The 24,186-nt window shown below is 75.0% G+C and carries 24 protein-coding genes; 9 read left to right on the forward strand and 15 right to left on the reverse strand.

All coding sequences use genetic code 11. The features are described from left to right. Window positions 1-20: 20 nt before the first annotated feature. Window positions 21-818 (reverse strand): SDR family NAD(P)-dependent oxidoreductase, encoded by a 798-nt coding sequence (locus E4A51_RS05505; protein WP_070318369.1) that lies wholly within the window; start codon window positions 816-818, stop codon window positions 21-23. A 173-nt stretch (window positions 819-991) separates the two neighbouring features. On the opposite strand from E4A51_RS05505, the gene E4A51_RS05510 reads away from it, so the two are divergent. Continuing rightward, window positions 992-1,579 carry a TetR/AcrR family transcriptional regulator gene (locus E4A51_RS05510; protein WP_046527926.1) on the forward strand — a complete coding sequence of 196 codons (588 nt, stop codon included), beginning with the start codon at window positions 992-994 and terminating at the stop codon, window positions 1,577-1,579. Window positions 1,580-1,593: 14 nt separating this feature from the next. Here E4A51_RS05510 and E4A51_RS05515 read toward each other — a convergent pair whose 3' ends face one another. The 7 genes from E4A51_RS05515 to E4A51_RS05545 all read right to left on the reverse strand — a co-directional run bounded on the left by E4A51_RS05515 (window position 1,594) and on the right by E4A51_RS05545 (window position 6,232). After that, the gene (locus E4A51_RS05515; RefSeq protein WP_240696390.1) at window positions 1,594-2,073 is read right to left on the reverse strand and encodes a pilus assembly protein TadG-related protein; all 480 of its coding nucleotides are present in this window, start codon (window positions 2,071-2,073) and stop codon (window positions 1,594-1,596) included. After that, on the reverse strand, window positions 2,070-2,564 hold the full coding sequence (locus E4A51_RS05520) for a pilus assembly protein (protein WP_370297482.1): 495 nt from the start codon (window positions 2,562-2,564) through the stop codon (window positions 2,070-2,072). Before E4A51_RS05520 ends, E4A51_RS05515 begins: the two co-directional genes overlap by 4 nt. Continuing rightward, window positions 2,561-2,911 (reverse strand): TadE/TadG family type IV pilus assembly protein, encoded by a 351-nt coding sequence (locus tag E4A51_RS05525; protein WP_240696391.1) that lies wholly within the window; start codon window positions 2,909-2,911, stop codon window positions 2,561-2,563. The genes E4A51_RS05520 and E4A51_RS05525 overlap by 4 nt, the downstream gene beginning before the upstream one ends. Before the next feature lie 32 nt (window positions 2,912-2,943). After that, window positions 2,944-3,156 carry a hypothetical protein gene (locus E4A51_RS05530; protein WP_082739544.1) on the reverse strand — a complete coding sequence of 71 codons (213 nt, stop codon included), beginning with the start codon at window positions 3,154-3,156 and terminating at the stop codon, window positions 2,944-2,946. Between the two features lie 63 nt (window positions 3,157-3,219). Further along, window positions 3,220-4,149 carry a type II secretion system F family protein gene (locus tag E4A51_RS05535; RefSeq protein ID WP_070318367.1) on the reverse strand — a complete coding sequence of 310 codons (930 nt, stop codon included), beginning with the start codon at window positions 4,147-4,149 and terminating at the stop codon, window positions 3,220-3,222. Next, the gene (locus E4A51_RS05540) at window positions 4,146-5,006 is read right to left on the reverse strand and encodes a type II secretion system F family protein (protein ID WP_070318366.1); all 861 of its coding nucleotides are present in this window, start codon (window positions 5,004-5,006) and stop codon (window positions 4,146-4,148) included. Before E4A51_RS05540 ends, E4A51_RS05535 begins: the two co-directional genes overlap by 4 nt. A 2-nt stretch (window positions 5,007-5,008) precedes the next feature. Next, window positions 5,009-6,232 (reverse strand): CpaF family protein, encoded by a 1,224-nt coding sequence (locus E4A51_RS05545; RefSeq protein WP_134851089.1) that lies wholly within the window; start codon window positions 6,230-6,232, stop codon window positions 5,009-5,011. Between the two features lie 265 nt (window positions 6,233-6,497). On the opposite strand from E4A51_RS05545, the gene E4A51_RS05550 reads away from it, so the two are divergent. After that, window positions 6,498-7,406, forward strand: a complete 909-nt coding sequence (locus E4A51_RS05550; protein ID WP_134851090.1) for an aldose 1-epimerase family protein — start codon at window positions 6,498-6,500, stop codon at window positions 7,404-7,406. 210 nt (window positions 7,407-7,616) lie between these two features. Here the strand turns inward: E4A51_RS05550 and E4A51_RS05555 are convergent, their stop codons facing one another. The 3 genes from E4A51_RS05555 to E4A51_RS05565 form a co-directional block, all read right to left on the reverse strand. Next, a complete protein-coding gene (locus E4A51_RS05555) occupies window positions 7,617-8,417 on the reverse strand; it encodes a M15 family metallopeptidase (RefSeq protein ID WP_046527921.1) in 801 nt (266 codons plus the stop codon). Between the two features lie 277 nt (window positions 8,418-8,694). Then, on the reverse strand, window positions 8,695-9,738 hold the full coding sequence (locus tag E4A51_RS05560) for a hemolysin family protein (protein WP_134851092.1): 1,044 nt from the start codon (window positions 9,736-9,738) through the stop codon (window positions 8,695-8,697). Then, on the reverse strand, window positions 9,738-11,057 hold the full coding sequence (locus tag E4A51_RS05565) for a hemolysin family protein (protein WP_206119950.1): 1,320 nt from the start codon (window positions 11,055-11,057) through the stop codon (window positions 9,738-9,740). Before E4A51_RS05565 ends, E4A51_RS05560 begins: the two co-directional genes overlap by 1 nt. A 297-nt stretch (window positions 11,058-11,354) precedes the next feature. On the opposite strand from E4A51_RS05565, the gene E4A51_RS05570 reads away from it, so the two are divergent. The 3 genes from E4A51_RS05570 to E4A51_RS05580 all read left to right on the forward strand — a co-directional run bounded on the left by E4A51_RS05570 (window position 11,355) and on the right by E4A51_RS05580 (window position 17,217). Continuing rightward, window positions 11,355-12,104: a response regulator transcription factor gene (locus E4A51_RS05570; protein WP_046527919.1), complete on the forward strand. Its 750-nt coding sequence runs from the start codon at window positions 11,355-11,357 to the stop codon at window positions 12,102-12,104. After that, window positions 12,101-13,189: a HAMP domain-containing sensor histidine kinase gene (locus E4A51_RS05575; RefSeq protein ID WP_046527918.1), complete on the forward strand. Its 1,089-nt coding sequence runs from the start codon at window positions 12,101-12,103 to the stop codon at window positions 13,187-13,189. The genes E4A51_RS05570 and E4A51_RS05575 overlap by 4 nt, the downstream gene beginning before the upstream one ends. A gap of 197 nt (window positions 13,190-13,386) precedes the next feature. Further along, window positions 13,387-17,217: a multifunctional oxoglutarate decarboxylase/oxoglutarate dehydrogenase thiamine pyrophosphate-binding subunit/dihydrolipoyllysine-residue succinyltransferase subunit gene (locus E4A51_RS05580; protein ID WP_134851093.1), complete on the forward strand. Its 3,831-nt coding sequence runs from the start codon at window positions 13,387-13,389 to the stop codon at window positions 17,215-17,217. Window positions 17,218-17,254: 37 nt separating this feature from the next. Here the strand turns inward: E4A51_RS05580 and E4A51_RS05585 are convergent, their stop codons facing one another. Further along, complete coding sequence (locus E4A51_RS05585) at window positions 17,255-19,096, reverse strand: cytochrome c biogenesis protein DipZ (protein ID WP_134851094.1); 1,842 nt, start codon at window positions 19,094-19,096, stop codon at window positions 17,255-17,257. A 186-nt stretch (window positions 19,097-19,282) separates the two neighbouring features. Here E4A51_RS05585 and E4A51_RS05590 point away from each other — a divergent pair, with 186 nt between their 5' ends. Continuing rightward, window positions 19,283-19,960 carry a fasciclin domain-containing protein gene (locus E4A51_RS05590; protein ID WP_046527916.1) on the forward strand — a complete coding sequence of 226 codons (678 nt, stop codon included), beginning with the start codon at window positions 19,283-19,285 and terminating at the stop codon, window positions 19,958-19,960. 158 nt (window positions 19,961-20,118) lie between these two features. On the opposite strand, the gene E4A51_RS05595 is transcribed toward E4A51_RS05590, so the two are convergent. After that, complete coding sequence (locus E4A51_RS05595; protein ID WP_046527915.1) at window positions 20,119-21,108, reverse strand: GlxA family transcriptional regulator; 990 nt, start codon at window positions 21,106-21,108, stop codon at window positions 20,119-20,121. Window positions 21,109-21,201: 93 nt separating this feature from the next. Between E4A51_RS05595 and E4A51_RS18250 the strand changes: the two genes are divergently transcribed. The 3 genes from E4A51_RS18250 (at window position 21,202) to E4A51_RS05605 (ending at window position 22,644) form a co-directional block, all read left to right on the forward strand. Next, window positions 21,202-21,372 (forward strand): hypothetical protein, encoded by a 171-nt coding sequence (locus E4A51_RS18250; protein WP_167748829.1) that lies wholly within the window; start codon window positions 21,202-21,204, stop codon window positions 21,370-21,372. A gap of 134 nt (window positions 21,373-21,506) precedes the next feature. Further along, the gene (locus tag E4A51_RS05600; RefSeq protein WP_046527914.1) at window positions 21,507-22,100 is read left to right on the forward strand and encodes a GDSL-type esterase/lipase family protein; all 594 of its coding nucleotides are present in this window, start codon (window positions 21,507-21,509) and stop codon (window positions 22,098-22,100) included. A gap of 91 nt (window positions 22,101-22,191) precedes the next feature. Further along, entirely contained in the window at window positions 22,192-22,644 is a 453-nt protein-coding gene (locus E4A51_RS05605; protein ID WP_134851095.1) for a hypothetical protein, read from the forward strand. A gap of 19 nt (window positions 22,645-22,663) precedes the next feature. On the opposite strand, the gene E4A51_RS05610 is transcribed toward E4A51_RS05605, so the two are convergent. Continuing rightward, a complete protein-coding gene (locus E4A51_RS05610) occupies window positions 22,664-23,269 on the reverse strand; it encodes a PadR family transcriptional regulator (protein ID WP_046527912.1) in 606 nt (201 codons plus the stop codon). Beyond that, window positions 23,269-24,159, reverse strand: coding sequence for a DUF4097 family beta strand repeat-containing protein (locus E4A51_RS05620; protein ID WP_167748830.1), 891 nt, complete (start codon window positions 24,157-24,159; stop codon window positions 23,269-23,271). Before E4A51_RS05620 ends, E4A51_RS05610 begins: the two co-directional genes overlap by 1 nt. Between the last annotated feature and the right edge of the window lie 27 nt (window positions 24,160-24,186).

The following is a 24,186-nucleotide window of genomic DNA, read 5'->3' on the forward strand; positions in this document are numbered from 1 at the left end:
GTCGTGGCCGTGCTGGTCGGTCAGAGCTGGGTGCCCCCGGTGGCGTCGAGGACCTGCCCGGTGACCCACCGCGCGTCGTCGGACGCGAGGAACGCGACGGCGCCCGCGACGTCGTCGGGCCGCCCGACGCGCCCGAGGCTGGTGCTCGCGGCGACCTGGGCGATCGCCTCGGGGTTGTCGCGCAACCAGCTGGCGTTGATGTCGGTGTCGATGACGCCGGGCGCGACGGCGTTCACCGTGATGCCCCGCGCGCCGAGGTGCTTGGCGAGCGTGAGGGTGAAGGCCTCGATCGCGCCCTTGGTCATGGCGTAGCCGATGATCTCGGGGAACGCGATGCGCGTGACGCCGGACGAGATGTTGACGATCCGCCCTCCGTCGCGCAGGCGGCCGAGCGCCTCGCGCACCAGGAGGTACGGCGCGGTCACGTTGATGCGCTGCTGGAGCTCGAGGTCGGCCGGGTCGAAGTCCTCGATGGTGCCGCGCAGCGTCACGCCGGCGTTGTTCACGAGCGTGTGGATCTGGTGCGCGTCGATCCCGGCCTCGGCGGCCGCCTTGTCGTGCGCGTCCCAGAAGGCGGTGGCGACGTCGTCCGCCGCGAGGTCGGCGCGGAAGGCGTAGGCGGTGCCGTGGTCGCGCCGGATCGCGGCGACGGTCTCGGCCGCGGCCTCGGGGTTCGACCCGTAGTGGACGCCGACCGCGAACCCGTCCCGCGCGAGGCGCGTGGCGATCGCACGGCCGATCCCGCGGCTCGCGCCGGTCACGACGGCGACCCTCGCGGCCTCCTGCTCGATGCCCTGTGCTGTGCTCTCGTGGCTCATGCGGGTAGAGTGGCATACGTGTAGTGATCACTACAAGAGTCGATCTCGTACCGGTTCGGGAGGTCCGCCCCCGCGACTACGCTCGTGACGAGGACGGCGGGGGTCGTCGGCGACCTCGGCCCCGCCCGGACCGGGTCGACGTGGACCGGGAGCACGAGGCGGGAAGGACGACGATGTCTGGTCGCGCAGGTCAGGGGCGGCGCTTCGACGTCGAGGAGGCGCTCGACGCGGCCCTCGCCGTGTTCTGGGAGCACGGCTACGAGGGCGCGTCGCTCGCGTCGCTGACCGAGGCGATGGGGATCAACCCGCCGAGCCTCTACAAGGCGTTCGGCTCCAAGGAGGAGCTGTTCTTCTCGGTCGTGCGTCGCTACAACGAGACGCACGGGGCGTTCCTCGGCACGGCGATCCGTGAGGAGCGGGACGGCCTGGCGATGCTGCGGCGCGTGCTGTTCGAGGCTGCCGAGCACTACCCGTCGCGCGACTACCCCGGCGGGTGCCTCGTCATCAGCGCTGCCGTGACCGTCACCGAGGCGAACCGTCACGTCGCGGAGCGGCTCGCGACGATGCGCCGTGAGAACGTCCTGGCGATGGCGCAGCGGCCCGACGTGTCCGAGGCCATGGCCCGGTTCACGGGCGCGACGCTGCAGGGCATGAGCCAGCAGGCGCGCGACGGCGCGACCGCCGAGGACCTGCGGCACATCGCGGAGCTCGCGACGATCGCGCTGGAGGCGGCGGCGCACGCGCACCGGAAGGTCGCCTGAGCGGACCGCGGAGGTCACGACGCGCGCGCCACGGACTCGACCTCGAGCGCGATCCCGTCCGACCACGGTGCCGTCACCCACGTGACGAGCGGCGGCCGCGTGACGGCCCCGAGGCGGACCCGTGCGGTGCGACCGTCGGGCGTCGACGCCTCGAGGACCCGCACGCCGTCCCACCGCGCGACGGGGTCGGGGTGGTCCGCCAGGTACTGCTCGACCGCGGCCCGCACGGACGCGTCGGTGAGCGGCACCCCGGCAGACCCGCGCCCGCCGCCGGGCTCGAAGTACCGCTCGCTGACCTGGTCGGCCGCGGCGAGCGCGGCCAGGTCGGCGGTGGCGAGCAGCCGCTTGCGGTCGAGGTGCACCCCCGTCGCGGCACCGACGACCAGGACGAGCGCGAGCGCGACCACCGCGAAGCCGAGGGACAGCAGCATCACCTGACCGTCGTCCGGCCCGCCCCACGCGCGTGCGCGGACCGCCCGGGCGAGCGTCCTCACCGCGCCACCCGGTAGGCGTCCACCGGTGCGACGCGCTGCGCGCTCACGGGGACCTCGAGCGGCAGGACGTCCCCGACGAACGCGGGCACGAACGGCAGCGGCACGCGCACCTCCACGCTCGCCGCGACCTCGGCACCGGGCGTGAGGCACGGGGACGCCGAGCACGTGAGCGCGAGCGCACCGGCCGCGTCGTCGTCGAAGCCCTGGTCGCGGAGCGCGACGCCGACGACCGTGACGGCACGCTCGGCACCCTGCGCCGCGTCGTCGGCCACCACGTAGACGCGCGCGGCCTCGCGCGCGGCACCCTCGACGGCGAACGTCGCGGCCTGGACGCGTCCGAGCACGAGCACGAGGTAGACGGTCGGGACGAGGAGCACGAGCGTGACGCCGAGGAACTCGACGAGGGCGCTGCCGTCGTCACCGCCGGTGCGCACCCGTCGCGCGGCCCACCGCCGCAGCCGGCCGACCCACCGGCGCGACGCCGCGCTCACGCGTCCTCCACGGGGGCGTGCCCGCGCAGCTCCATGACGCCGGCCGGGCCGAGCAGCCCGACCACCGGTAGCGGGGCGCGCACCGTGACGCGCACCAGGCGCAGGCCGTCGACGACGACCTCGTCCGCCGTCACGTCCTGCGCGTACGACGCGGCGAGCGACGAGCGCAGCAGGTCACCCGCGCGAGCGGCGCCGTCGGCGGGCGCGCGCCCGACGTGCGCCGCGTACCGGGCACCCTCGGCCGCCGCGTCGACGCACGTGTTGCGCACGTGCTGCACCAGCGCGAGCTGCACCACCGCGACGAACAGCACCACCACGAGACCACCGACGAGCGTGAAGTCGACCACGGCGGCCCCGGCGTCGTCTCGCCGCGCGGCGCTCAGCCGCCGGAGCGCGGCGAGACGCCGTTCACGGCCTCGACGAACAGGCCGCGCAGCGCGTCCTCGGCGACGAACCACAGCACGGCGACCAGCCCGGCGGTCATGAGCGTCACGAGCACCCAGCCGGGCACGTCGCCCCGGTCGCCGCGCTCCCCCGCCGCCGGCCCGGTGCGCCGCACGAACGCGTCCCACGTCCGCTGCCAGATCTTCATCCTCGACCTCCGTCGTCGTCGGGAGCACGCCGGACGACGCCTCCTCGTGCACGGCGGGCGGGCTCACAGCCCCACCCGCAGGACCACCGCGCTGGGGAAGACGGCGAACACGACGGTGACCGGCAGGATCAGGAACACCACCGGCACCATCATGAGCACCTCCTTGCGCCCGCCCGTCTGCATGAGCGCCCGACGCCCCTCCTCGCGCACGTCCTGCGCCTGCGCGCGCAGCACGTCCGCGAGCGGCGAGCCGCGCTCGACCGCGACGGCGACCCCCTCCGCGAAGCGCGCGAGCGCGGGCAGGCCCGTGCGGTCGGCCAGACCCTGCAGCGCGCTCGCGAGGGGCGCACCGGCGCGCGCGTCGGCGAGCGTCCGCGCGAGCTCGTCGGCCAGCTCGCCGTGGGTCTGCCGGACGACGCGCTCGAGCGCGCCGGTCGCCCCTTCGCCCGCTCCGACGGCCAGCGCGAGGAGCTCGGTGACCGTGGGCATCTCGGCGAGCAGGCGCGCCTCGCGCCGGGCCACCTGCCGGCCGAGCCACCAGTCCGGGGCCAGCGCGCCGACGAGGCCCGCGACCACGACCAGTGCGACGAGCGGCACGACCGCCCCGCCGCGCGTGGCCGCGAGCAGGACGGCGAGCGCGAGCCCGGCCGCGAGGCCGAGCGACCCGGCGACGACCTGCTGCGCGCGGAGCTGCTCGACCGTGTCGGACCTGCCCGCACGGGCGAGCCGGCGGCGCAGCTCGGCCGAGGAGGAACCGAGCCGGGAGACCACGCGCACCCCGTCCGCCAGGAACGGGGCGACGATCCGCTCGACGACCCCCCACGGTCCGCGCACGGGCTCGGCGCGCAGCAGCGACGACGTGCCGCGCGTGCGCAGGTACGGGCCGACCCGCTGGTCGAGCGTGATGCGTCGCGCGCGCAGCCGCGCGACGACGAGGACCGCGCCGCAGCCGCCGAGCAGGCCGACGAGCCCGCCGAGGAGCGCCGGGCTCACCGCAGGACCCGCGGGTCGTCGGGCAGGCGCGCGACGCGCACCATGAGCCGGTAGGCGACGACGGTGACGACGGCACCCGCGACGAGCAGCACGGCACCGGCGGGCGAGTCGTACGCCGAGATGGCCTCGGGGCGCGACGCGAGCATGCCCAGCACGACCCACGGCGCGGCGACGGCGAGCCGCGCGGCGTACACGGTCCAGCCCTGCCGCGCCTCGAGCTCGCCCCGCGTGCGCAGGTCGTCGCGCAGGAAGGACGACAGCGTCCGCAGCAGGCGCCCCAGGTCGGTGCCGCCGACGTCGCGCGTGAGCCGCAGCGCCTCGACGATGCGGTCGGCGACCGGGTCGGCCAGGCGGTCCTTGAGGGCGTCGAGGCTGTCGGCGAACCGACCCGTCGCGCGGTAGTCCTCGGCGAACGCCCGGAACGGGGCGCGCAGCTCGGCCGGGCCCCGGTCGCCCAGCTGGGCCACCGCCTCCGGCAGGGCGAGCCCCGCGCGCACGCCCGACGCGAGGTGGTCGACGACGTCGGGCCACAGCTCGCGCGCCCGGGCGAGGCGCCGGCGGGCACGGCCCCGCACGAGGGCCCACGGCGCACCCGCGGCGAACGCCGCGACGCACCCGGTGACGGCCGGGACCGGCACCACGAGGAACGATGCCGCCGCGACCACCAGCCCGACGGCGGCGCTCGCCGCGACCAGCCCGCCCGGCGACACGCCCGTCACCTCGGCCTGCGTGAGCACGTCCTGCACGCGCGCCGCCCAGCCGCCGGAGCGACCCACGACACCGCCCGCGCGCGGCCACCACGACCACCACACGCACGCCAGCCCGACACCCAGCAGCAGGCCCACCACGACGCCCACGCTCACGACCTCCGCAGCAGGGACGCGACGTCGACTCCCGCTCGCGCGAACCGCTCCGGGTGCGGCGGGAAGCCGTCGCCGCGGACCAGGACGCCGTCGCGCGTGGTGAAGAGGTCGGCCGTCTCGACGACGCCGGCCTCGACCCGCCCGGGGACGGCGACGACCTCACGCGTGCGTCGACGGCCGCGGGCGTCGAGCTCGAGGTGGACCACGAGGTCCACGGACGACGCCACCGTGGGGACGACGAACCGGTCGGAGATGTTCTCGCCGGCCAGCAGCGGCAGCGTGCACAGCTTGGTGAGCGCCTCGCGCGCCGAGCTCGCGTGGATCGTGCACATCGCCGGCACGCCGCTGTTGAGCGCGATGAGCAGGTCGAGCGCCTCGGCCTCGCGCACCTCGCCGACGAGCAGGCGGTCGGGGCGCATGCGCAGCGCCTCCTTGACGAGGCGACGCAGCGTGATCTCGCCGGTCCCCTCGAGGTTCGGCTGCCGCGTCTGCATCGCGACCCAGTCGCGCACGGCGGGACGCAGCTCGAAGACCTCCTCGCAGCTGATGACGCGCTCGCGCGGCGGGACGGCGCCCGCGAGCGCGTTGAGCATCGTCGTCTTGCCGGCCTGCGTGGCGCCCGAGACGAGGACGTTGAGCCCGACCCGCACGGCCGCGTGCAGGAACGCCGCGGCCTGCGGCGTGAGGGACCCGAGGGCGACCACGTCGTCGAGGCTGGTGGCGCGCACCACGTACTTGCGGATGTTGACCGACCAGTGCCGCCGCGTGACGTCGGGGATCACGGCGTGCAAGCGCTCCCCGCCCGGCAGCGACGCGTCGACGAACGGGCTCGACAGGTCGAGGCGCCGGCCGGAGACCTTGAGCATCTGCTCGACCAGGTCGCGCACCTGCGCGTCGGTGAGGATCGTCGTGGTGAGCTCGGGCTCGCCGCGCCGCGCGACGAACACCTGCGAGGGGCTGTTGATCCAGATCTCCTCGACCTCGGGGTCGTCGAGGTACCGCTGCAGGGGCCCGAGGCCGGCGACGGCGTCGACGACGGCCTTGTGCGCGGCGGCGGCGTCGCCGAGCGCGGGGACCGCCCCGAGCAGCGAGCGCTCGTCGTAGTCCGCCATGGCGGCCTGCACGAGCGCGACGACACCGGCACGGTCCCGCACGGGGTCGACGCCGCGGCGTCGGATGAGCTCGCGCACCTCGCTCTCGAGGATCGCCACCCCGTCCATGCCGCCGCCCCCTGCCCTGCCACCTGCACCGACGCACGCCGGTGTCTGGTTCGTCCGATTCGGGCGTCACGGTAGGGCATCACGCCGCGCGGCGGGTCGGGTCGTCCACAGGCACGGCCCCTCGGGTGACCCGGATCACCTGTCCGGGTGATCCACCCGGCGGTCCGGTCGTGCGGCCGGACCGACGGGGCCGCCCTGCGCGCCGGGGCGCGACGCGCACCGCCGGTCCCGTGGCCGGACGCGCGTGCGCCGCTAGGTTGTGAGCGTGAACACTCCTTCTCCCACGGGTGACCAGCACGTGCTGCGGCACGGTGACCAGGTCGCCGTCGTCACGTCCGTCGCGGCGAGCGTCCGCGAGTACCGGGTCGGCGAGCGCGACGTGCTCCTGCCGTTCGACGTCGGCACGATCGCGCCGGCCTTCTCGGGTGCGGTGCTCGCGCCGTGGCCCAACCGGCTGCGCGACGCGACGTACCGCTTCCGCGACGTGACGTACCAGGTCCCGCTGACCGAGCACGAGCGCCTCACCGCGCTGCACGGCCTCGTCGCGTACGCGCGGTTCGACGTCGTCGAGGCCGCGGACGACGCGGTGACGCTGCGCCACGACCTCGTCCCCACGCCCGGCTACCCGTGGCCGCTGCGCCTCGACGTGACGTACCGCCTGGCCGACGACGGTCTGACCGTCACGGTCGCGACGACGCACCTCGGCGAGGGCGTGGCGCCCTACGGGGTCGGCTTCCACCCGTGGCTGTCCCCCGGCCCGGGCGGTGTCGACGCGAGCACGCTGCGCCTCGACGCGGCGCGCCGCGTCACGGTCGACGACCGGCTCCTGCCGATCGGCACGCAGGCGGTCGCCGGCGACTACGACCTGCGCGAGGGCAAGCCCCTCGCGGGCGTCGCGCTCGACGACGCGTGGCTCGACGTCACGCCCGACGCCGAGGGCCGCACGTGGGCGACCCTCACCGGCTCCGACGGCCGCACGGTCGCCGTGTGGGCCGACGCGACCCTGCCCGCATGGCAGGTCTGCACGGGCGACGGCATCCCCGGCATCGAGCGCCGCGGCGTCGCGGTCGAGCCCATGACGTGCGTGGCCGACGCGTTCCGCACGGGCGACCTGCTGGTCGAGCTCGAGCCGGGCACGACCCACGAGGTGCGCTGGGGCCTCCAGCTGCGCTGAGCACGACGCGCGTCGGCGCACGAGCACGGGCGGGTCCGCTGCGGCGGGCCCGCCCGTGGCGTCCCGGCACGGGCCGGGGCACGGCCGACGTCCGTCCGCGTCGCGGGGACGGACGCGTCGCGACGCCTGCTCCGTCAGGAGGACGGCCGTGTCAGGCCGAGCGCGGCGCACGCCTCGACGCCGACCCTCGCGGGTGCCGGCGGGACGACGTCAGCCGTAGTACTCGCCGTCGGACTTGACGCCCTTGGTGTACTCCCAGTGCCACGGCTCGAACGGACCCGAGCCGCCCTTGCGCGCCCAGGACGGGTTCTCCCAGCCGAACGTGCCGGCCATCTCGTTCATCCACGCCATCTTGACCGAGGAGTTCTGCAGCCCGCACAGGTCGACGGCGAGCCCCCAGCCGTGGTTGCTCTTGCCGGGCGTCGCCGCGAGGCCGCCCTTCTCGGCCTTGACGGCCTTCTGCTGCGCGAGCGTGCGGTAGCCCGAGCTCAGGCACAGGTCCGTGCCGAACTTCGCGATGTGCACCTCGTTGAGCTCCGCGAGCGCGACCGCCGCGTCGGCGCGCATCTGCGTGCGACCGTCCCACAGCGTGCACAGGTCCTTGGTGGCGAGCAGACCGTTCTCGCCCGAGGGGCGGACCGAGCCGTCGCAGCCGGGCAGCGCCGAGCGCTCCTCGCCGCGCGACGCGACGAGCTCGCGCACGCGGGGCGTGCCGTCGGCGGACACCAGCGCGGTGGGCGGCAGGTCCGACAGCGGCATCGCCGTCAGCGCCGACACGGTGGACGGGCCGTCGACCCGGGTGGACGCGCTCGCGGCCGTCCCCACCACGACCTGGCCGTCGGCCATGCCCTGCGAGACGGGGACCACGACGGTCACCGCGACGAGCGCGGTCAGCACCCCGCCACGGCCCAGCACGGTCGCGGAGCGGCGGCGCGGCGCGGCCGCGGTGGCCTCGACGGGAAGCGCGTCGACGGGGGTGCGGGTCGCGGGGACGCCGCGAGAACGGCGCACACGTGCGGCAGGTTCCGCTCGGTGGGATCCCACGACACCTCCGTTCCGACGTCCCCGGTTGCCATCGGTCCCCCGATGCGGTCACGGAACCATAACGGCACCCGGCCGTCGGCTCCAAGACCCGATCAGGTCACATGCCCGACCCGATCCGGACACACCTCGCGACACGCCGCCCGACACGCCGCGCCTTCACCGATCTCTCACGGGCCATGTCACAACCTCGGGGCGGGCACGGCCTGGGCCGGACGTCCCGCGGCCCGTCGCCGCCCCGCGCTGCTCAGTGCAGCTGGCCGCGCTGCATCGCGTCGCGGACCTCGCCCACGAGCTCCTCGAGGATGTCCTCGAGGAACACGACACCGGCCGTGCGCCCGCCGTCGTCGACGCGCGCGAGGTGCGACCCCGAGCGCTGCATGGCCGCGAGCGCCGTCTCGACCTCGTCGTCCGGCGTCACCACCGCGAGCGTCCGCACGCGCCACGCCGGCACGGGCGCCGTCCGCGTCTGCCCGTCGGCGTAGAGGACGTCCTTGATGTGCAGGTAGCCGGTGGGCAGCCCCGCGTCGTCGACGACCGGGAACCGGCTGAAGCCCGTGCGGGCCACCAGGTGCTCGATGTCGTCCGGCGTGCCCGACGCGTCGACGGTCACGAGCTCGTCGAGCGGCACCATGACCTGCGCGGCCGTGCGGTCCGAGAACTCGATCGCCCCCGCGAGCAGGCCCTGCTCGTCGGCCAGCAGGCCCTCGGCCTGCGAGCGCTCGACGATCGACTGCACCTCCTGCGCCGTGAACGCCGACGCGACCTCGTCGCGCGGCTCCACCCGGAACAGCCGCAGCACGTGGTTGGCCAGCCAGTTGAGCGCGACGATCACCGGACGCATGACCCGCGCGACCCACACCAGCGGCGGGCCGAACAGCAGCACGGCCCGGTCGGGGCCGGACACCGCGAGGTTCTTGGGCACCATCTCGCCGAGCACGACGTGCAGGTACACCACGACGAGCAGCGCGAGGACGAACGCGATCGGGTGGGTGAACGCCCCGGGCACGCCGAGCGCCTGCAGCGGCCCCTCGATCGCGTGCGCGATCGCGGGCTCGGCCACCAGGCCCAGGCTGGTCGAGCAGATGGTGATGCCGAGCTGCGCCGCGGCGAGCATGAGCGAGACGTGCTCCATCGCCCACAGCACGGTCGCCGCGCGGCGGTCCCCGCTCTCGGCGAGCGGCTCCATCGACGAGCGCCGCGCCGACATCAGCGCGAACTCGGCGCCGACGAAGAACGCGTTCGCCGCGAGCAGGACCACGGCCAGGGTGAGCGCGAGCGTGCTGTCCATCACGCCTCCTGCGTCGCGTCGTCGGTGAGGTCGCTGACGCGCACGCGCTCGACGCGGCGGCCGTCCATGCGCTCGACGACCAGCCGCACGTGGCCCTCCACGACCTCGTCGCCCTCGACCGGGATGCGGCCGAGGCGCGCCATGAGCAGCCCGCCCACGGTCTCCCAGGGGCCGTCGTCGGCCACGCGCAGCCCGGTCGCCTCGTGCAGCTCGTCGGGGCGCAGGACGCCGGGCAGCACCCAGGACCCGTCGCCCTGACGGGCGAGGCTGCTGCGCGTGCGGTCGTGCTCGTCCGCGACCTCGCCGACGAGCTCCTCGACGACGTCCTCGAGGGTCACGGCGCCGGACGTGCCGCCGTACTCGTCGACGACGACGGCCATCTGCAGGCCCTGCCCGCGCAGGTCGACCAGCAGCGGCCCGAGCCCCACGGTCTCGGGCACGCGCGGCGCGTCGACCATGAGGGCCGCGGCCGGCACCTCGGCGCGCCGGTCGTGCGGCACGGCCATCGCCTTGCGCAGGTGCACGAACCCGACGACGTCGTCGACCGAGTCCCCGATCACGGGGAACCGCGAGTGCCCGGTCTGGCGGGACAGCGCCATGACGTCGGCGGCGGAGTCGTCGCGCCGCACGACGACGAGCCGCGTGCGGTCGGTCATGACGTCGACCGCCGTGAGCGTCGAGAAGTCGATCGAGTTGGTGAGCAGCGTGGCGGTCGCGGCGTCGAGCGTGCCCTGCTCGGCGGAGCGCCGCACGAGCGACGCGAGCTCGGCCGGGGACCGCGCGCCGGACAGCTCCTCGCGCGGCTCGACGCCGACGCGCCGCAGGATCGTGTTCGCGGTCCCGTTGGTCGCGGCGATCACGGGACGCAGCGCGGACGTGAAGCCCGCCTGCAGGGGCGCGACGAGCCGCGCGGTGCCGAGCGGCCGCGAGATCGCGAAGTTCTTGGGGACCAGCTCGCCGAACAGCATCGAGAACCCGTTGACCAGGACGAGGCCGACGACGGCGGCGATCGCGGTGACCGCGGCACCGGCGACGCCCGCGGCCTCCAGCGGCACGCCCAGCAGCCGCACGACCGCCGGCTGCGTCGTGTACCCGAGCAGCACGGTCGTGATCGTGATGCCGACCTGCGCGCCGGACAGCTGCGTCGACAGGTGCCGCAGCGCCCGCAGGACCGAGCGCCCCCGCGTGTCGTCCTCGGGGGTCTGCTGCTCCACGAGGCCGGGGTCGAGCGTCACGAGCGAGAACTCGGCGGCGACGAACACCGCGGTCCCGGCCGTGAGGAGCACGCCGAGGCCCACGAGGAGCCAGTCGGTCAGCACGCGGCGACCACGTGCGCGGCGCCGGCGCGGGACGTGCCGGCGCGTGGCGGACCCGCCCGGTGGTGCCGCGCGGCGGCACGTCGGGAGCGGGTGCGGGGGGACGAGGAGGAGGTGCCGGCTCGCTCGCGTCGCACGGGGGCCCGACCCCCGTGACGGCCCGGGCGCGCGCTGGACGCGACGGGGACGCGATGCCGGCAGCGACTCGAGCTGCTCATGGTGAGCGACATCCTACGGACAGACCGGACGACCGCGTGGCTCGCCGGGCCCGCGCACGGGTCCGTGTGCCACTCTGGCCCCATGGTCACCACCGTGTCGCGCCCGGGCACCACCACGGTGCTCGTCGTGGAGGACGAGCCCGCCATCGCGCAGGCGATCGTGCACCGCCTCGCCGCCGAGGGGTGGACGGTCGAGTCGGTCGGCGACGGCCACGCCGGCGTCGCGGCGGCCGCGCGGCTGCAGCCCGACGTCGTCGTGCTCGACGTCATGCTGCCCGGCATCGACGGGCTCGAGGTGTGCCGGCAGATCCAGGCCGAGCGGCCCGTGCCGGTGCTCATGCTCACGGCCCGCGACGACGAGACCGACATGCTCGTGGGGCTCGGCGTCGGCGCGGACGACTACATGACGAAGCCGTTCTCGATGCGTGAGCTCGTGGCGCGCACGAAGGTGCTGCTGCGCCGCACCGAGCGCGCGGCGCGCGCCGCCGAGCTCGCGACCGTGCAGCAGCCCGACCCGCCGCTCGTCGTCGGCGACGTGACGATCGACAGCGCGCAGCGCCGCGTCCTGCGCGGCACCAGCGAGGTGCACCTCACCCCGACGGAGTTCGACCTCCTGCTGACGCTCGCGTCGTCGCCGCGCACCGTGCTGACCCGCGAGCGGCTGCTCGCCGACGTGTGGGACTGGGTCGACGCGAGCGGCACGCGCACGGTCGACTCCCACGTCAAGGCGCTGCGCCGCAAGCTCGGGCCGGACCTGATCCGCACCGTGCACGGCGTGGGCTACGCGTTCGAGCCCGCGGACGACGGCACCCCGGCGGACGACGCGTCGTGACCTCGCCGTCGTCGCCCCCCGCCCGGCACGTCCGCGGCGACGACCGCTGGCACCTGCCCGACGTGCGCCCGCTGGACCCGTTGCGCAGCATCAAGATCAAGCTGGGCGTGCTGGTCGCGTCGACCGTGACGATCGCCGCGTTCGTCATCTGGTGGGGCTACGGGCGCTCGCTCGGGCCCAGCAGGACGCTGCCGCTGGCGATCGTGCTGTCGCTGATCCTCACGCAGCTGCTCGCGCGCGGCATGACCTCGCCGCTGCGCGAGATGACGGTGGCCGCGCGCGCCATGGCGGCGGGCGACTACAGCCGACGCGTGCGCTCGACCAGCCGTGACGAGGTCGGGCAGCTCGCCGAGGCGTTCAACACCATGGCGGACGACCTGCAGCAGCTCGACACGTTCCGGCGCGAGCTCGTCGCGAACGTGTCGCACGAGCTGCGCACGCCCGTGACGGCGCTGCAGGCCCAGCTCGAGAACATGGTCGACGGCGTGAGCGAGCCCGACCCGGCGACGCTCGCGACAGCGCTGGCGCAGACCGAGCGGCTCTCGCGCCTGGTGTCGTCGCTGCTCGACCTGTCGCGGGTCGAGGCGGGCGCGATGGAGCTGCGCACGCAGGACGTCCCGCTCGCGGACCTGCTCGGCGAGGCCGCCGACGAGGCGTCGCTGGTCGGCGCGGCCAAGCGGCTGCGGTTCGGCGTGGACGTCGAGCCGGCCGACCTGACCGTCCCGGCGGACCCCGAGCGCCTGCACCAGGTGGTGGCGAACCTGCTGCAGAACGCGGCGCGCCACTCGCCCGAGGACGACGAGGTGCAGGTCGTCGCGCGCCGCGTCGGCGAGGACGTGCAGATCGACGTCGTCGACCACGGCCCGGGCATCGCGCGCGAGCAGCGCGCGCACGTGTTCGAACGGTTCGTGCGGGGCAACACTCCGGCGCTCACGGGCCAGGGCTCGACGGGCGGGACGGGCCTGGGGCTCGCGATCGTGCGGTGGGCCGTCGAGCTGCACGGCGGCTCGGTCGAGGTCGCCGACTCCGCGTCGGGGTGCACCATGCGCGTCCGTCTGCCGGCCACGCCCGCGACCCGCGCTTGAGCCGGTCAGCACGCCCGCTTGCCCCGCGATTTCCCCGGCGTTGACGCACGCGCGGCGTCGGGGTGAAGAGGCTGCGCAGATACCGCCACGCACGGTCCGCAAGGGGCCTGGGACCCAGGCGACCACGTAGTGTTGTCATCAACAGAACTGGCGACGGCGCGGTCCGGTACCGCGCACCGGAAGTGGGCGATCCCAGCGTGACGCAGAACGCGCAGTCCGACTCCCCCCGTGCCGACTTCGGCGCGAACGAGTGGCTCGTCGACGAGCTGTACGAGCAGTACCGGAAGGACCGCAACGCGGTGGATCCGGCCTGGTGGGACTTCTTCGAGGGCTACAAGCCCGAGACGTCGTCCACCGGCTCGAACGGCGACGCGAGCACCGCCCCGACGACGGGCGGGACGACCGACGCGGCGACGACGCCGCCGGGTCAGGGGGCCGCCACCCCGCCGGGGGACGCCGCCACCGGCGGGTCCGACCCGGCGACCGCCGCACCCGCTCCCGCCGCACCCGCTCCGGCCGCGGCGGCGAGCGCGCCCGCGGCCCCCGCCCGGCCCGAGGTGCCCACGGGTCCCTCGCCCGTCGCGACCGCGCAGCCCGCGACCGCGCCCTACGCCGAGGTCGCGACCCGCCGCTCCGCCGGCGACGGCGTGCAGCCCGTCGACGACGTGCAGAAGCTCCGCGGCCCCGCGGCCCGCGTGGTCACCAACATGGAGGCGTCGCTCGAGGTCCCGACCGCGACCTCGGTGCGCGCCGTGCCGGCCAAGCTCATGGTCGACAACCGCATCGTCATCAACAACCACCTCGCGCGCGGCCGCGGCGGCAAGGTCTCGTTCACGCACCTCATCGGCTTCGCGCTCGTCGAGGCCGTCGGCGAGATGCCCGCCATGAACGCGGCCTACACGCTCGTCGACGGCAAGCCGGGCGTGCTGCAGCCCGCGCACGTCAACCTGGGCCTCGCGATCGACCTGGCCAAGCCGGACGGCACGCGCCAGCTCCTCGTGCCGTCGATCAAGAAGGCCGAGACGCTCGACTTCGCGCAGTTCTGGACGGCCTACGAGGACGTCGTGCGGCGCGCGCGCAACGCCAAGCTCACGGTCGACGACTTCGCCGGCACGACGATCTCGCTGACCAACCCCGGCACGATCGGCACCGTGCACTCGGTGCCGCGCCTCATGCAGGGCCAGGGCACGATCGTCGGCGTCGGCGCGATGGACTACCCCGCCGAGTTCGCGGGCACGTCGGATGAGCAGCTCAACCGCATGGGCGTCTCGAAGGTCCTGACGATCACGTCGACCTACGACCACCGCATCATCCAGGGCGCGCAGTCCGGCGACTTCCTGCGGATCCTCGGGCGCAAGCTGCTGGGCGAGGACGGCTTCTACGACCGCGTGTTCGCGGCGCTGCGCGTGCCGTACGAGCCCGTGCGCTGGGTGCGGGACGCGAACCACGACCCGGACGCCGAGGCGATCAAGCCTGCCCGCATCGCCGAGCTCATCCACGCCTACCGCTCGCGCGGGCACCTCATGGCGGACACCGACCCGCTCGCGTACCGCCAGCGCAAGCACCCCGACCTGGACGTGCAGAACCACGGCCTGACGCTGTGGGACCTGGACCGCACGTTCCCCACGGGCGGGTTCACCGGCAAGACGCGCGCCACGCTGCGCGACGTCCTCGGCCTGCTGCGCGACTCGTACTGCCGCACGGTCGGCGCCGAGTACATGCACCTGCAGGACCCGCGGCAGCGCCGCTGGCTGCAGGAGCGCCTGGAGTCCGGGTACGCGCGCACGCCGCGCGAGGACCAGCTGCGCATCCTGCGGCGCCTCAACGCCGCCGAGGCGTTCGAGACGTTCCTGCAGACCAAGTACGTCGGGCAGAAGCGGTTCTCGCTCGAGGGCGGCGAGTCGCTCATCCCGCTGCTCGACGCGATCCTGTCGCGCGCCGCGAACGGCGGGCTCGACGAGGTCGGCATCGGCATGGCGCACCGCGGCCGGCTCAACGTGCTCGCGAACATCGCCGGCAAGTCGTACGGGCAGATCTTCAGCGAGTTCGAGGGCAACCAGGACCCGAAGTCGGTGCAGGGCTCGGGCGACGTGAAGTACCACCTCGGCACCGAGGGCGTGTTCACGGCCGAGTCCGGTGCGACGACCGCGGTGTACCTCGCGGCCAACCCGTCGCACCTCGAGGCCGTCGACCCGGTGCTCGAGGGCATCGTGCGCGCCAAGCAGGACCGCATCGACCTCGGCGGCGACGGCTTCTCGGTGCTGCCGATCCTCATCCACGGCGACGCGGCCTTCGCGGGCCAGGGTGTGGTGTTCGAGACGCTCAACCTCGCGCAGCTGCGCGGGTACCGCACGGGCGGCACGATCCACGTCATCGTCAACAACCAGGTCGGGTTCACCACCGGCCCGTCGTCGTCGCGGTCCTCGCAGTACGCGACCGACGTGGCCAAGGGCCTGCAGGTCCCGATCTTCCACGTCAACGGCGACGACCCCGAGGCCGTCGTGCGGGTCGCCGAGCTCGCGTTCGAGTACCGCGAGCAGTTCGACCGCGACGTCATCATCGACCTCGTCTGCTACCGCCGCCGCGGGCACAACGAGGGCGACGACCCGTCGATGACGCAGCCGCTGATGTACAACCTCATCGAGGCCAAGCGCTCGGTGCGCAAGGCGTACACCGAGACGCTCGTGGCCCGCGGCGACATCACGCTCGAGGAGGCCGAGCAGGCGCTGCGCGACTACCAGTCGCAGCTCGAGCGGGTGTTCACCGAGACCCGCGAGGACGGCTGGACGCCGCCCGCGGCGGACAGCGAGACCGTCGCCGGCCTCGAGCGGCCCGAGTCGCAGCACGAGGACGCGGGCGTCATGGTCGGCTGGCAGACCGCCGTGCCGGCGTCGGTGCTGCAGCGCATCGGCCAGGCGCACGTCAGCCCGCCCGAGGGCTTCACGGTGCACCCGAAGCTGGCGCAGCTGCTCGCCAAGCGCGAGCAGATGAGCCGCGAGGGCGCGATCGACTGGGGCTACGGCGAGATCCTCGCGTTCGGCTCGCTGCTCGTCGAGGGCACCCCTGTGCGGCTGGCCGGGCAGGACTCGCGCCGCGGGACCTTCGTGCAGCGGCACGCCGTGCTGCACGACCGCGAGACGGGCGCCGAGTGGACGCCGCTGCTGTACCTGTCGGCCGACCAGGCGAAGTTCTGGGTGTACGACTCGTCGCTCTCGGAGTACGCGGCCCTCGGGTTCGAGTACGGCTACTCGGTCGAGCGCCCCGACGCGCTCGTGCTGTGGGAGGCGCAGTTCGGCGACTTCGTCAACGGCGCGCAGACGGTCATCGACGAGTTCATCTCGTCGGCCGAGCAGAAGTGGGCGCAGCGCTCGTCGGTCGTGCTGCTGCTCCCCCACGGCTACGAGGGCCAGGGCCCCGACCACTCGTCGGCGCGCATCGAGCGGTTCCTGCAGCTCGCGGCCGAGGACAACATGACGATCGCGCAGCCGTCGACGCCCGCGTCGCACTTCCACCTGCTGCGCCGTCAGGCGTACCAGCGCCCGCGCCGCCCGCTCGTGGTGTTCACGCCGAAGTCGATGCTGCGGCTCAAGGCAGCAACGTCGTCGGTCGAGGACTTCACGTCCGGCACGTTCCGCACCGTGATCGGCGACGACCTCGCGTCGGCCAAGGCCGACCAGGTGACCCGCGTGCTGCTGTGCTCGGGCAAGGTCTACTGGGACCTGCTCGCGCACCGCGTGCAGTCGGGCGACCAGCAGACCGCGATCGTGCGCCTCGAGCAGCTGTACCCGCTCGAGCCCGACGCGCTGCGCGACGCGCTCGCGCCGTTCGACGGCGCCGAGCTGGTCTGGGTGCAGGACGAGCCGCGCAACCAGGGCCCGTGGACGTTCGTGTCGACGCACCTGCCGCAGGTCGTCGAGCGCCCGGTGAGCGTCGTGTCGCGGCCCGAGTCGGCGTCGCCGGCCGCGGGCTCGGCCAAGAAGCACGCGGTGGAGCAGAAGGAGCTCGTCGAGGCGGCCTTCCGCCGCTGACGGCTCCCTCGGCCCCCGTGCGGACGCGGCCCGCGGCTCACCCGAAGGTGAACGAGAACACCTGGACGCCCGGCGTCGCGCGCAGCTCGACGGTGCCGGTCGTGAGGTCGGGCCGCGCGAGCAGGCGGTACGAGCGCGGCGACCCGGAGATCTCGTGCTCGACCTCGTCGACGACCGCCCCCGACGCGTCGCGCACGACCGCGGTGACCGTGCCCTCGCCGCCGACGACCGTGCGGACCTCGCTCGCCGAGAACCGCAGCCGCAGCGCGGCGTCGTCGCCCGCGGTCGCGCCCTGGTAGTCGGTGGTCCACGTGCCATCGAGCGCGACGGTGTCGGCCGGCTGGTCGGTGGGCGCGGTGTACGTGTGCTCGCCCTCGACGTACTCGCCCGCGACGTTGGTGCGCTTCCCCACGGACAGGAAGGTCTCGGGCGTGATCTGCGCGCCGTCGGGCGTGCGGTCGTCGACCTGCGTGCGCGGCGGCAGCGCGACGCCCGGGTCCGCGTCCTGCAGGAGCTCGCGCACGAGGTCCTCGGTCACGTCGTAGCCCCCCTCGCCCTGATGCACGTGCCGGACCTGCCCGTCCGCGTCGACGAGGTATGACGCGGGCCAGTACCGGTTCCGGTAGGCGCTCCAGGTGGCGTAGGAGTTGTCCTGCGCGACCGGGTACGTGATGCCGAGGCGCCGCGCACCGTCGACGACGTTGTCGGTCTCGCGCTCGAACGCGTACTCGGGCGTGTGCACGCCGACCACGACGAGCCCGGCGTCGCGGTACGCCTGCCACCACGCCTCGACGTGCGGCACCGACCGCTGGCAGTTGATGCAGGAGTAGGCCCAGAAGTCGAGCAGGACGACCTTGCCACGCAGGTCCGCCATCGTGAGGTCCGCGCCGTCGGGCGTCTGGAGCCACGTGTCGATGCCGCGCAGCTCGGGCGCGGGGCCGCAGTCCTCGAGCGCGGTGGCGCCTTGCGTGCAGCGGGACAGGCCCTCGTTCTCGGCCGTCACGACGCCGCCGAGGTCGAGCTGCTGCGTGACGCGCTCGTCAGCCGCGAGGCGCTGCTGCAGGCTGTCGGCCCAGCCGGGCAGCGCGCGCTGCAGCCCGTCGGTGAGGTTGAACGTCAGGGCCGCCGCGAGCGCGAGCATGACCGCGCCGCCGACGGCGCGGACGCGACGCTGGTGCGTGCGCAGGAACGCGAGACGCTCGGTGGCACGGCGGCCCGCGAGCGCGAGCACGAGCAGCGGCAGCGCGGCACCGATCGCGAACCCGACCGTGAGCACCACGGTCGACGCGTCGACGCGCCCCGTGGCGCCCGCGACGGTCACGGCCGCGAGCACGGGGCCGGCGCACGGCACGTACACGGCGCCGAGCCCGAGCCCGAGGACGAACGCACCCCGGTCCTTGCCGGGAGCGCGGCGCGGTGCGAGCCGCGCGAAGGGACGCTCGATGACCTGCTCGAACCGCGGGACGAGCAGACCCAGGCCCATGACGACGAGGACCGCGATGCCGGCCCAGCGCAGCGTGTCGCCCGGCAGGCCGAGCGCGTTGAGCACGACCGTGCCGGTGAGCGTCGCGAGCGAGAACGCCGTGACGAGGCCCGCGACGACGAGGTAGGGGCGTGCACCGCTCGCCCGCGGCGGCTCGGTGGGCGCACCGCCGCGCGTGAGCAGCGCGGGCTGCTCGAGCACGCCGACGCCCGCGGCGGCGCCGCGGACGGGCGTGGCCGTGGTCGCCCGCACGGGTGCCGCGCGGCTCGGTCCCGTGCGGGCGCCCTGCGCGCCCGCACTGAGGAGCACGACCGGGAGCACCGGGAGGATGCAGGGCGAGATCCCGGTCACCAGGCCGCCGACGAGTCCGACGAGCGCCACCACCACGAGGTCCATGCCGGGGGTTCGGCGCGGGCGGTCCCCCGGATGGGTGCGGCTCGGCGGCGACGTCGCCGGGCCGTGGGTCGCGAGCTCGGTGAGAACTCGTCGTCGATCCGACCCATCCGCCCCGGGGGACGGCTCCGAACCACGGGCGACGGCGGAGGACGAGAGGTCCTCCGCAGCACCCTGGAGGAGACGACCATGCAGATCTCGACCCGCACGCGCCTGTCCGCCGCGCTGCTGCTGACGACCGGCCTGGCACTCACCGCCTGCAGCTCGGGCGACGACACGGGCGCGGAGACGACGCCCGACGCGATGACCTCGATGGCGCCGACGCCGTCGGCCACGCCCGACGACATGGCGACCGAGGGCGGCGACATGATGGCGTCCGGTCTGGTCGGCCCGGGCTGCGCCGACTACGCGGCGACGGTGCCGGACGGCGCCGGCTCGATCGAGGGCATGTCGACCGACCCGGTCGCGACGGCCGCGTCGAACAACCCGCTGCTGACCACGCTCACGGCCGCGGTCTCGGGCCAGCTCAACCCCGACGTGAACCTGGTCGACACGCTCAACGGCGGCGAGTTCACGGTGTTCGCGCCGGTCGACGAGGCGTTCGCGAAGATCGACCCGGCCACGATCGAGTCGCTCAAGACCGACGCCGCGACGCTGTCCTCGATCCTCACGTACCACGTGGTCGAGGGCCGGCTCTCGCCCGACCAGATCGCCGGTGAGCACACGACCGTCCAGGGCGGCACGGTCGACGTGACCGGCTCGGGCGACATGCTCAAGGTCAACGACGCGAACGTCGTCTGCGGCGGCGTGCAGACCGCGAACGCCACGGTGTACCTCATCGACGGCGTGCTGATGCCGACGATGTGACGCACCCCTGACCCGGTGCGGGGCGGATGCCAGGGCCCGCACCGCACCGCGGCCCCGGCGACCTCCGAGCGCCGTGCGGGCCGGGCGCCCCCGTCCTCCGCCGAGGACGGGGGCGTCGCCGCGTCCGGGCCGCTCGTCGCGACGTCGGACGCGCCGGCTCAGGCGGTGAGGGACGCCGCGTCGTCCGTGGGGTCGTCGGCGGCGCAGGTGAACTGGCGCCGGTAGCTCAGCGGCGTGGTGCCCAGCGTGCGCGCGAAGTGGTGGCGCAGCAGCGCCCCGGTGCCGAAGCCGCTGCGCCGCGCGACCTCGTCGACGGGGGCGTCGGTGCGCTCGAGGAGCTCCTGCGCGCGGGCCACCCGCTGCCGGGCGACCCACGCGGCGGGCGTCGCGCCGGTCTCGGCGCGGAACCGGCGCGCGAACGTGCGCTCGGAGGTGAAGGCGCGGGCGGCGAGCGCGGGCACCGACAGGTCCTCGTCGAGGTGCTCGACCATCCACGCGAGCAGCGGCGCGAGCGTGTCGGCCTGCGGCGGCAGCGGGGTCTCGACGTACTGGGCCTGGCCGCCGTCGCGCTGCGGCGGCACGACCATGCGCCGCGCGACGCTCGCGGCGGCGGCGGCGCCGAGCTCACGCCGCACGAGGTGCAGGCACGCGTCGATGCCGGCGGCCGTGCCCGCGCCCGTGATGACGCGGCCGTCCTCGACGTACAGCACGTCGGGGTCGACGGTCGTCGCGGGGAAGCGCGCGGCGAGCGCGGCGGCGTGCATCCAGTGGGTGGTGCAGCGGCGGCCGTCGAGCAGGCCGGCCTCCCCCAGGGCGAACGCGCCGCTGCAGATGCTCAGGATCCAGGCCCCGCGCGCGTGCGCGGCGCGCAGCGCGTCGAGGACGTCGTCGGGCAGGTCAGCGGGCGGCACGCCGTAGGCGGGCACGACGACGAGGTCGACGTCGCGCGTGGCCTCGAGCCCGTGCTCGACGACGATCGAGAACCCGGACTTGGTCGGCAGGGTCGCCCCGGCCCGCGGGCCGCAGACCCGGAAGTCGAACACCGGCCCGCCGGTGTCGGAGCGGTCGATGCCGAAGACCTCGCACGCGGTGCCGAGCTCGAAGGCGGCGGCGTTCGGGAGCGCGAGGACGGCGACGGAGCGGAGCACGTCACCACCGTCGCACGCTGTTGGCAGGATTTCAATGGTCGGCGGCACTTCTGCCACTCGTGGCGTCTTCACGCCGAGCGCAGAGTTTCTGCCATGAACCTCGTCCTGCTCCTGCTGGCCCTCGTCGCCTTCACCGCCTGGATCGCGTGGCTCGTCGTGCTCGTGCGTCGCGACGGCCTCGGCGACCGCGAGCCGCCGCGCTCCCACCCCGCCTGGGACGACGCCGGCACCCCCGCGCCGCACACCCGCGTCGGAGCTCGCTGAGCGCCGCGTCACCCCGCGTGCCGCACGACACGTCCGCCGCCCCGCGACGATGACCACGCCGAGGCCCCGACGGCCTGCGAGACTGTCGGCAGCGCCGGACCGGCCGGCGCGGCGGCACGGGCAGGAGTGATGGCGTGGGTGAGCTGCGGCTCGCGGTCGTCGGCGACGAGCTGGTCGCCGGCGCAGGAGACCCCAAGGGCCTGGGCTGGGTGGGCCGCGTCGCCGCCCGCACACCGCTGCCCGACCCTCCGACGGTCATGACGCTCGCCGTGCCCGGCGAGACCAGCACCGACCTGGGCGGCCGCTGGGACGCCGAGGTCTCGCGCCGGCTCGCGCCCGAGGCCGACAACCGCCTGGTCGTCGCGCTCGGCCGTGCCGACGTGGCCGCGGGCCTCTCGCTCGCACGCAGCCGGCTCAACCTCGCCAACGTGCTCGACGTCGCCGAGCAGCGCCGCATGCCGGCGTTCGTGGTCGGACCGCCCCCGGGCGACCCCGCCGACGGCGACAAGCTCGCCGAGCTGTCGGTCGCCCTGGGCGACGTCGCGGCACGGCGCCGCGTGCCCTACGTCGACATGTACTCGCCCCTCGCCGCGCACGACCAGTGGCTCGCCGACATGGCGGTCTCGCCGCGGCACCTACCCGGGCAGGCCGGCTACGGCCTCATGGCGTGGCTCGTGCTGCACACCGGCTGGCACCAGTGGCTGGGCCTGCCGGATGACGCGGCCTGACGCACCACCCGACCCCGCCCGCGCACCGGTCGACCCCGACCCGTCCGCACCCCACCCCGTCACGGGGTGGGGTGCGACCCTCGACGTATGCGTGCGGACAGCGGTCATCCTGCTGGTGCCCGCCGCGCTCGCGCTCACGTGGTTCGCGGCGAACACCCCGGCACCGGAGGACCGCGTCGGGCTGGGCACGGGCGTCCGCATCGTCGCCCTGGCGTACGCGGTGCACGTCGCCGCGACGTTCGCGCTCGGCTGGCCGGCGGGCACGCTCACCGCGCACCTGGTGCGCCACCGCACCTCCGAGACCGCGCACGTGCTGGCGTTCGCCGCCTGCGGCGCGCCCCTGGGCGTGCTCACCGCCCTGCTGCTGGCGGCGCTGGTCGAACGCTCCTCGGTGACCCTGGCGCTCGGGATCGCGCTGGTGCTCGCGGTGGTCTACTGCCCGGTCGGCGCGGCGGTCGCGGCCGCCGCCCGCGCCTGGACCGGCCGAGCGCACCGGCGGCGACGTCGCGCGTCGCCGCCGGTGCCGCCGCTGCCGTCGCCCTGACGGCGCGGTCCGGCGGGCCTCAGCGCAGCGTCGCGCGCATCGTGCGCAGCGCCGTGTCGAGCACGGTGCGCAACGTCTCGACGGTGAGCGCGTCCACCCCGCCCGCGGCGTCCGCGCGGCGCAGGTCCGCACGGACCTCGTCGCCGAACCGGCGGACCATCGCCTCCGCCTCGACGCGCCGTCCGTGCGACGCGGCGCGCTCACGGTCGGGCGCGCCGGGCTGCGGCACCGCCGCGTCCCGGGCACGCTGGGCCGCCGACGCGAGGTCGGCGCGCAGCCCGCGCATGGCCGCACGGACGTCGTCGCGCACCTGCGTGGCGTGCTCCCGCACGGTCTCGGCGATCTCCGCCTCGAGGTGCGCGAGCTCGCCGCGCCGCTCGTCGAGCTCCGCGCGACCCGCGGCCGTCAGCGTGTACGTCGCCTTGCGCCCCTCGTCGGACCGCTCGACGAGCCCCTCCTCCTCGAGCCGCGCGAGCCGCGGGTAGACCGTGCCGGCGCTCGGGCGGTACGTGCCGCCGAACCGGTCCGTGAGGGCCGTGATGAGCTCGTAGCCGTGCCGCGGCCCGTCCTCGAGCAGCGCGAGCAGGTACAGGCGGAGCTGGCCGTGCGCGAAGACCTTCACCATCAGACGGCCTCGTCCTGCACCGGCGCGTCCTGGACCGGTGCGTCCTGCACCGGCGCGTCCTGCACCGGCGCGTCCTGGACCGGCCCGGCGCGCAGCACCGTGACGTGACCGGTGACGGTCGTGGCCGACAGGAACGTCCCGCCGTCGCCCGCGTCGACCTCGACCGTCCGCTGGCCGGGCGACGACCCCTTGTGCTCCTGCCCGTCCACGACGAGCCGGCCCGAGACCGACTGCGCGCGCGCCCGCAGCCCGGCGCCGGCCGGGATGCGCACCGTGAGGTCGCCCGAGACGGTCGTGACGGTGAGCGAGGACGTGCCGCTGCCGACGTCGAGCGAGACGGCGCCGGAGACCGAGTTGCCCTGCACGAGCGTGAGCTGACCCGACGCGGACAGCTCGCCCGAGACCGTGTTGAAGCGCAGGTCGCCGTCGAGGCCGCGCGCCACGACCTCACCCGAGACGCTGTGGGTCGAGAGCCGCCCGTGCAGGTCGTCGACGACGATCGAGCCCGAGACGGTCGACACCGAGGCGTCCTGCCGCAGCCCCGCGACGAGCCCGTCGGCGCTCACGGTGCCGACCTTGGCGAGCACGTCGCGCGGCACGGCGACGTGCACGTCCGCGCGGTCCTTGTCCTGGAAGTTGCGGAACTTCTCGACGAAGCCCTCCCAGCCGCCGAGCGTGAAGCTGTACCCGATGCGCAGCTCGCCGTCGGACAGCGTGACCTCGAGCGGCCGGCCGTCCACGCGGTGCACCTCGAGGCGCGCACCGCGCGCGTCGGGGTCGTCGTGCGCGACCACGTCGACGCGCCCGCCGACCAGCCCCACGCGCAGCGCGCGCAGGTCCTCGACCTCGATCACCTGCGGGCCGGCGACGACCCAGGACTCCGTCGACATGGTTCCTCCAACGCGATATGTCGTGTG

The organism is Cellulomonas sp. HD19AZ1 (assembly GCF_004535805.1).
Lineage (GTDB): Bacteria > Actinomycetota > Actinomycetes > Actinomycetales > Cellulomonadaceae > Cellulomonas > Cellulomonas iranensis.

Coding starts and splice junctions, on each gene's coding strand:
- E4A51_RS05505 (WP_070318369.1), bottom strand. CDS start 818: ATGAGCCACGAGAGCACAGCACAGGGCATCGAGCAGGAGGCCGCGAGG.
- E4A51_RS05510 (WP_046527926.1), top strand. CDS start 992: ATGTCTGGTCGCGCAGGTCAGGGGCGGCGCTTCGACGTCGAGGAGGCG.
- E4A51_RS05530 (WP_082739544.1), bottom strand. CDS start 3,156: ATGAAGATCTGGCAGCGGACGTGGGACGCGTTCGTGCGGCGCACCGGG.
- E4A51_RS05545 (WP_134851089.1), bottom strand. CDS start 6,232: ATGGACGGGGTGGCGATCCTCGAGAGCGAGGTGCGCGAGCTCATCCGA.
- E4A51_RS05560 (WP_134851092.1), bottom strand. CDS start 9,738: ATGGACAGCACGCTCGCGCTCACCCTGGCCGTGGTCCTGCTCGCGGCG.
- E4A51_RS05570 (WP_046527919.1), top strand. CDS start 11,355: ATGGTCACCACCGTGTCGCGCCCGGGCACCACCACGGTGCTCGTCGTG.
- E4A51_RS05585 (WP_134851094.1), bottom strand. CDS start 19,096: ATGGACCTCGTGGTGGTGGCGCTCGTCGGACTCGTCGGCGGCCTGGTG.
- E4A51_RS05590 (WP_046527916.1), top strand. CDS start 19,283: ATGCAGATCTCGACCCGCACGCGCCTGTCCGCCGCGCTGCTGCTGACG.
- E4A51_RS18250 (WP_167748829.1), top strand. CDS start 21,202: ATGAACCTCGTCCTGCTCCTGCTGGCCCTCGTCGCCTTCACCGCCTGG.
- E4A51_RS05610 (WP_046527912.1), bottom strand. CDS start 23,269: ATGGTGAAGGTCTTCGCGCACGGCCAGCTCCGCCTGTACCTGCTCGCG.
- E4A51_RS05620 (WP_167748830.1), bottom strand. CDS start 24,159: ATGTCGACGGAGTCCTGGGTCGTCGCCGGCCCGCAGGTGATCGAGGTC.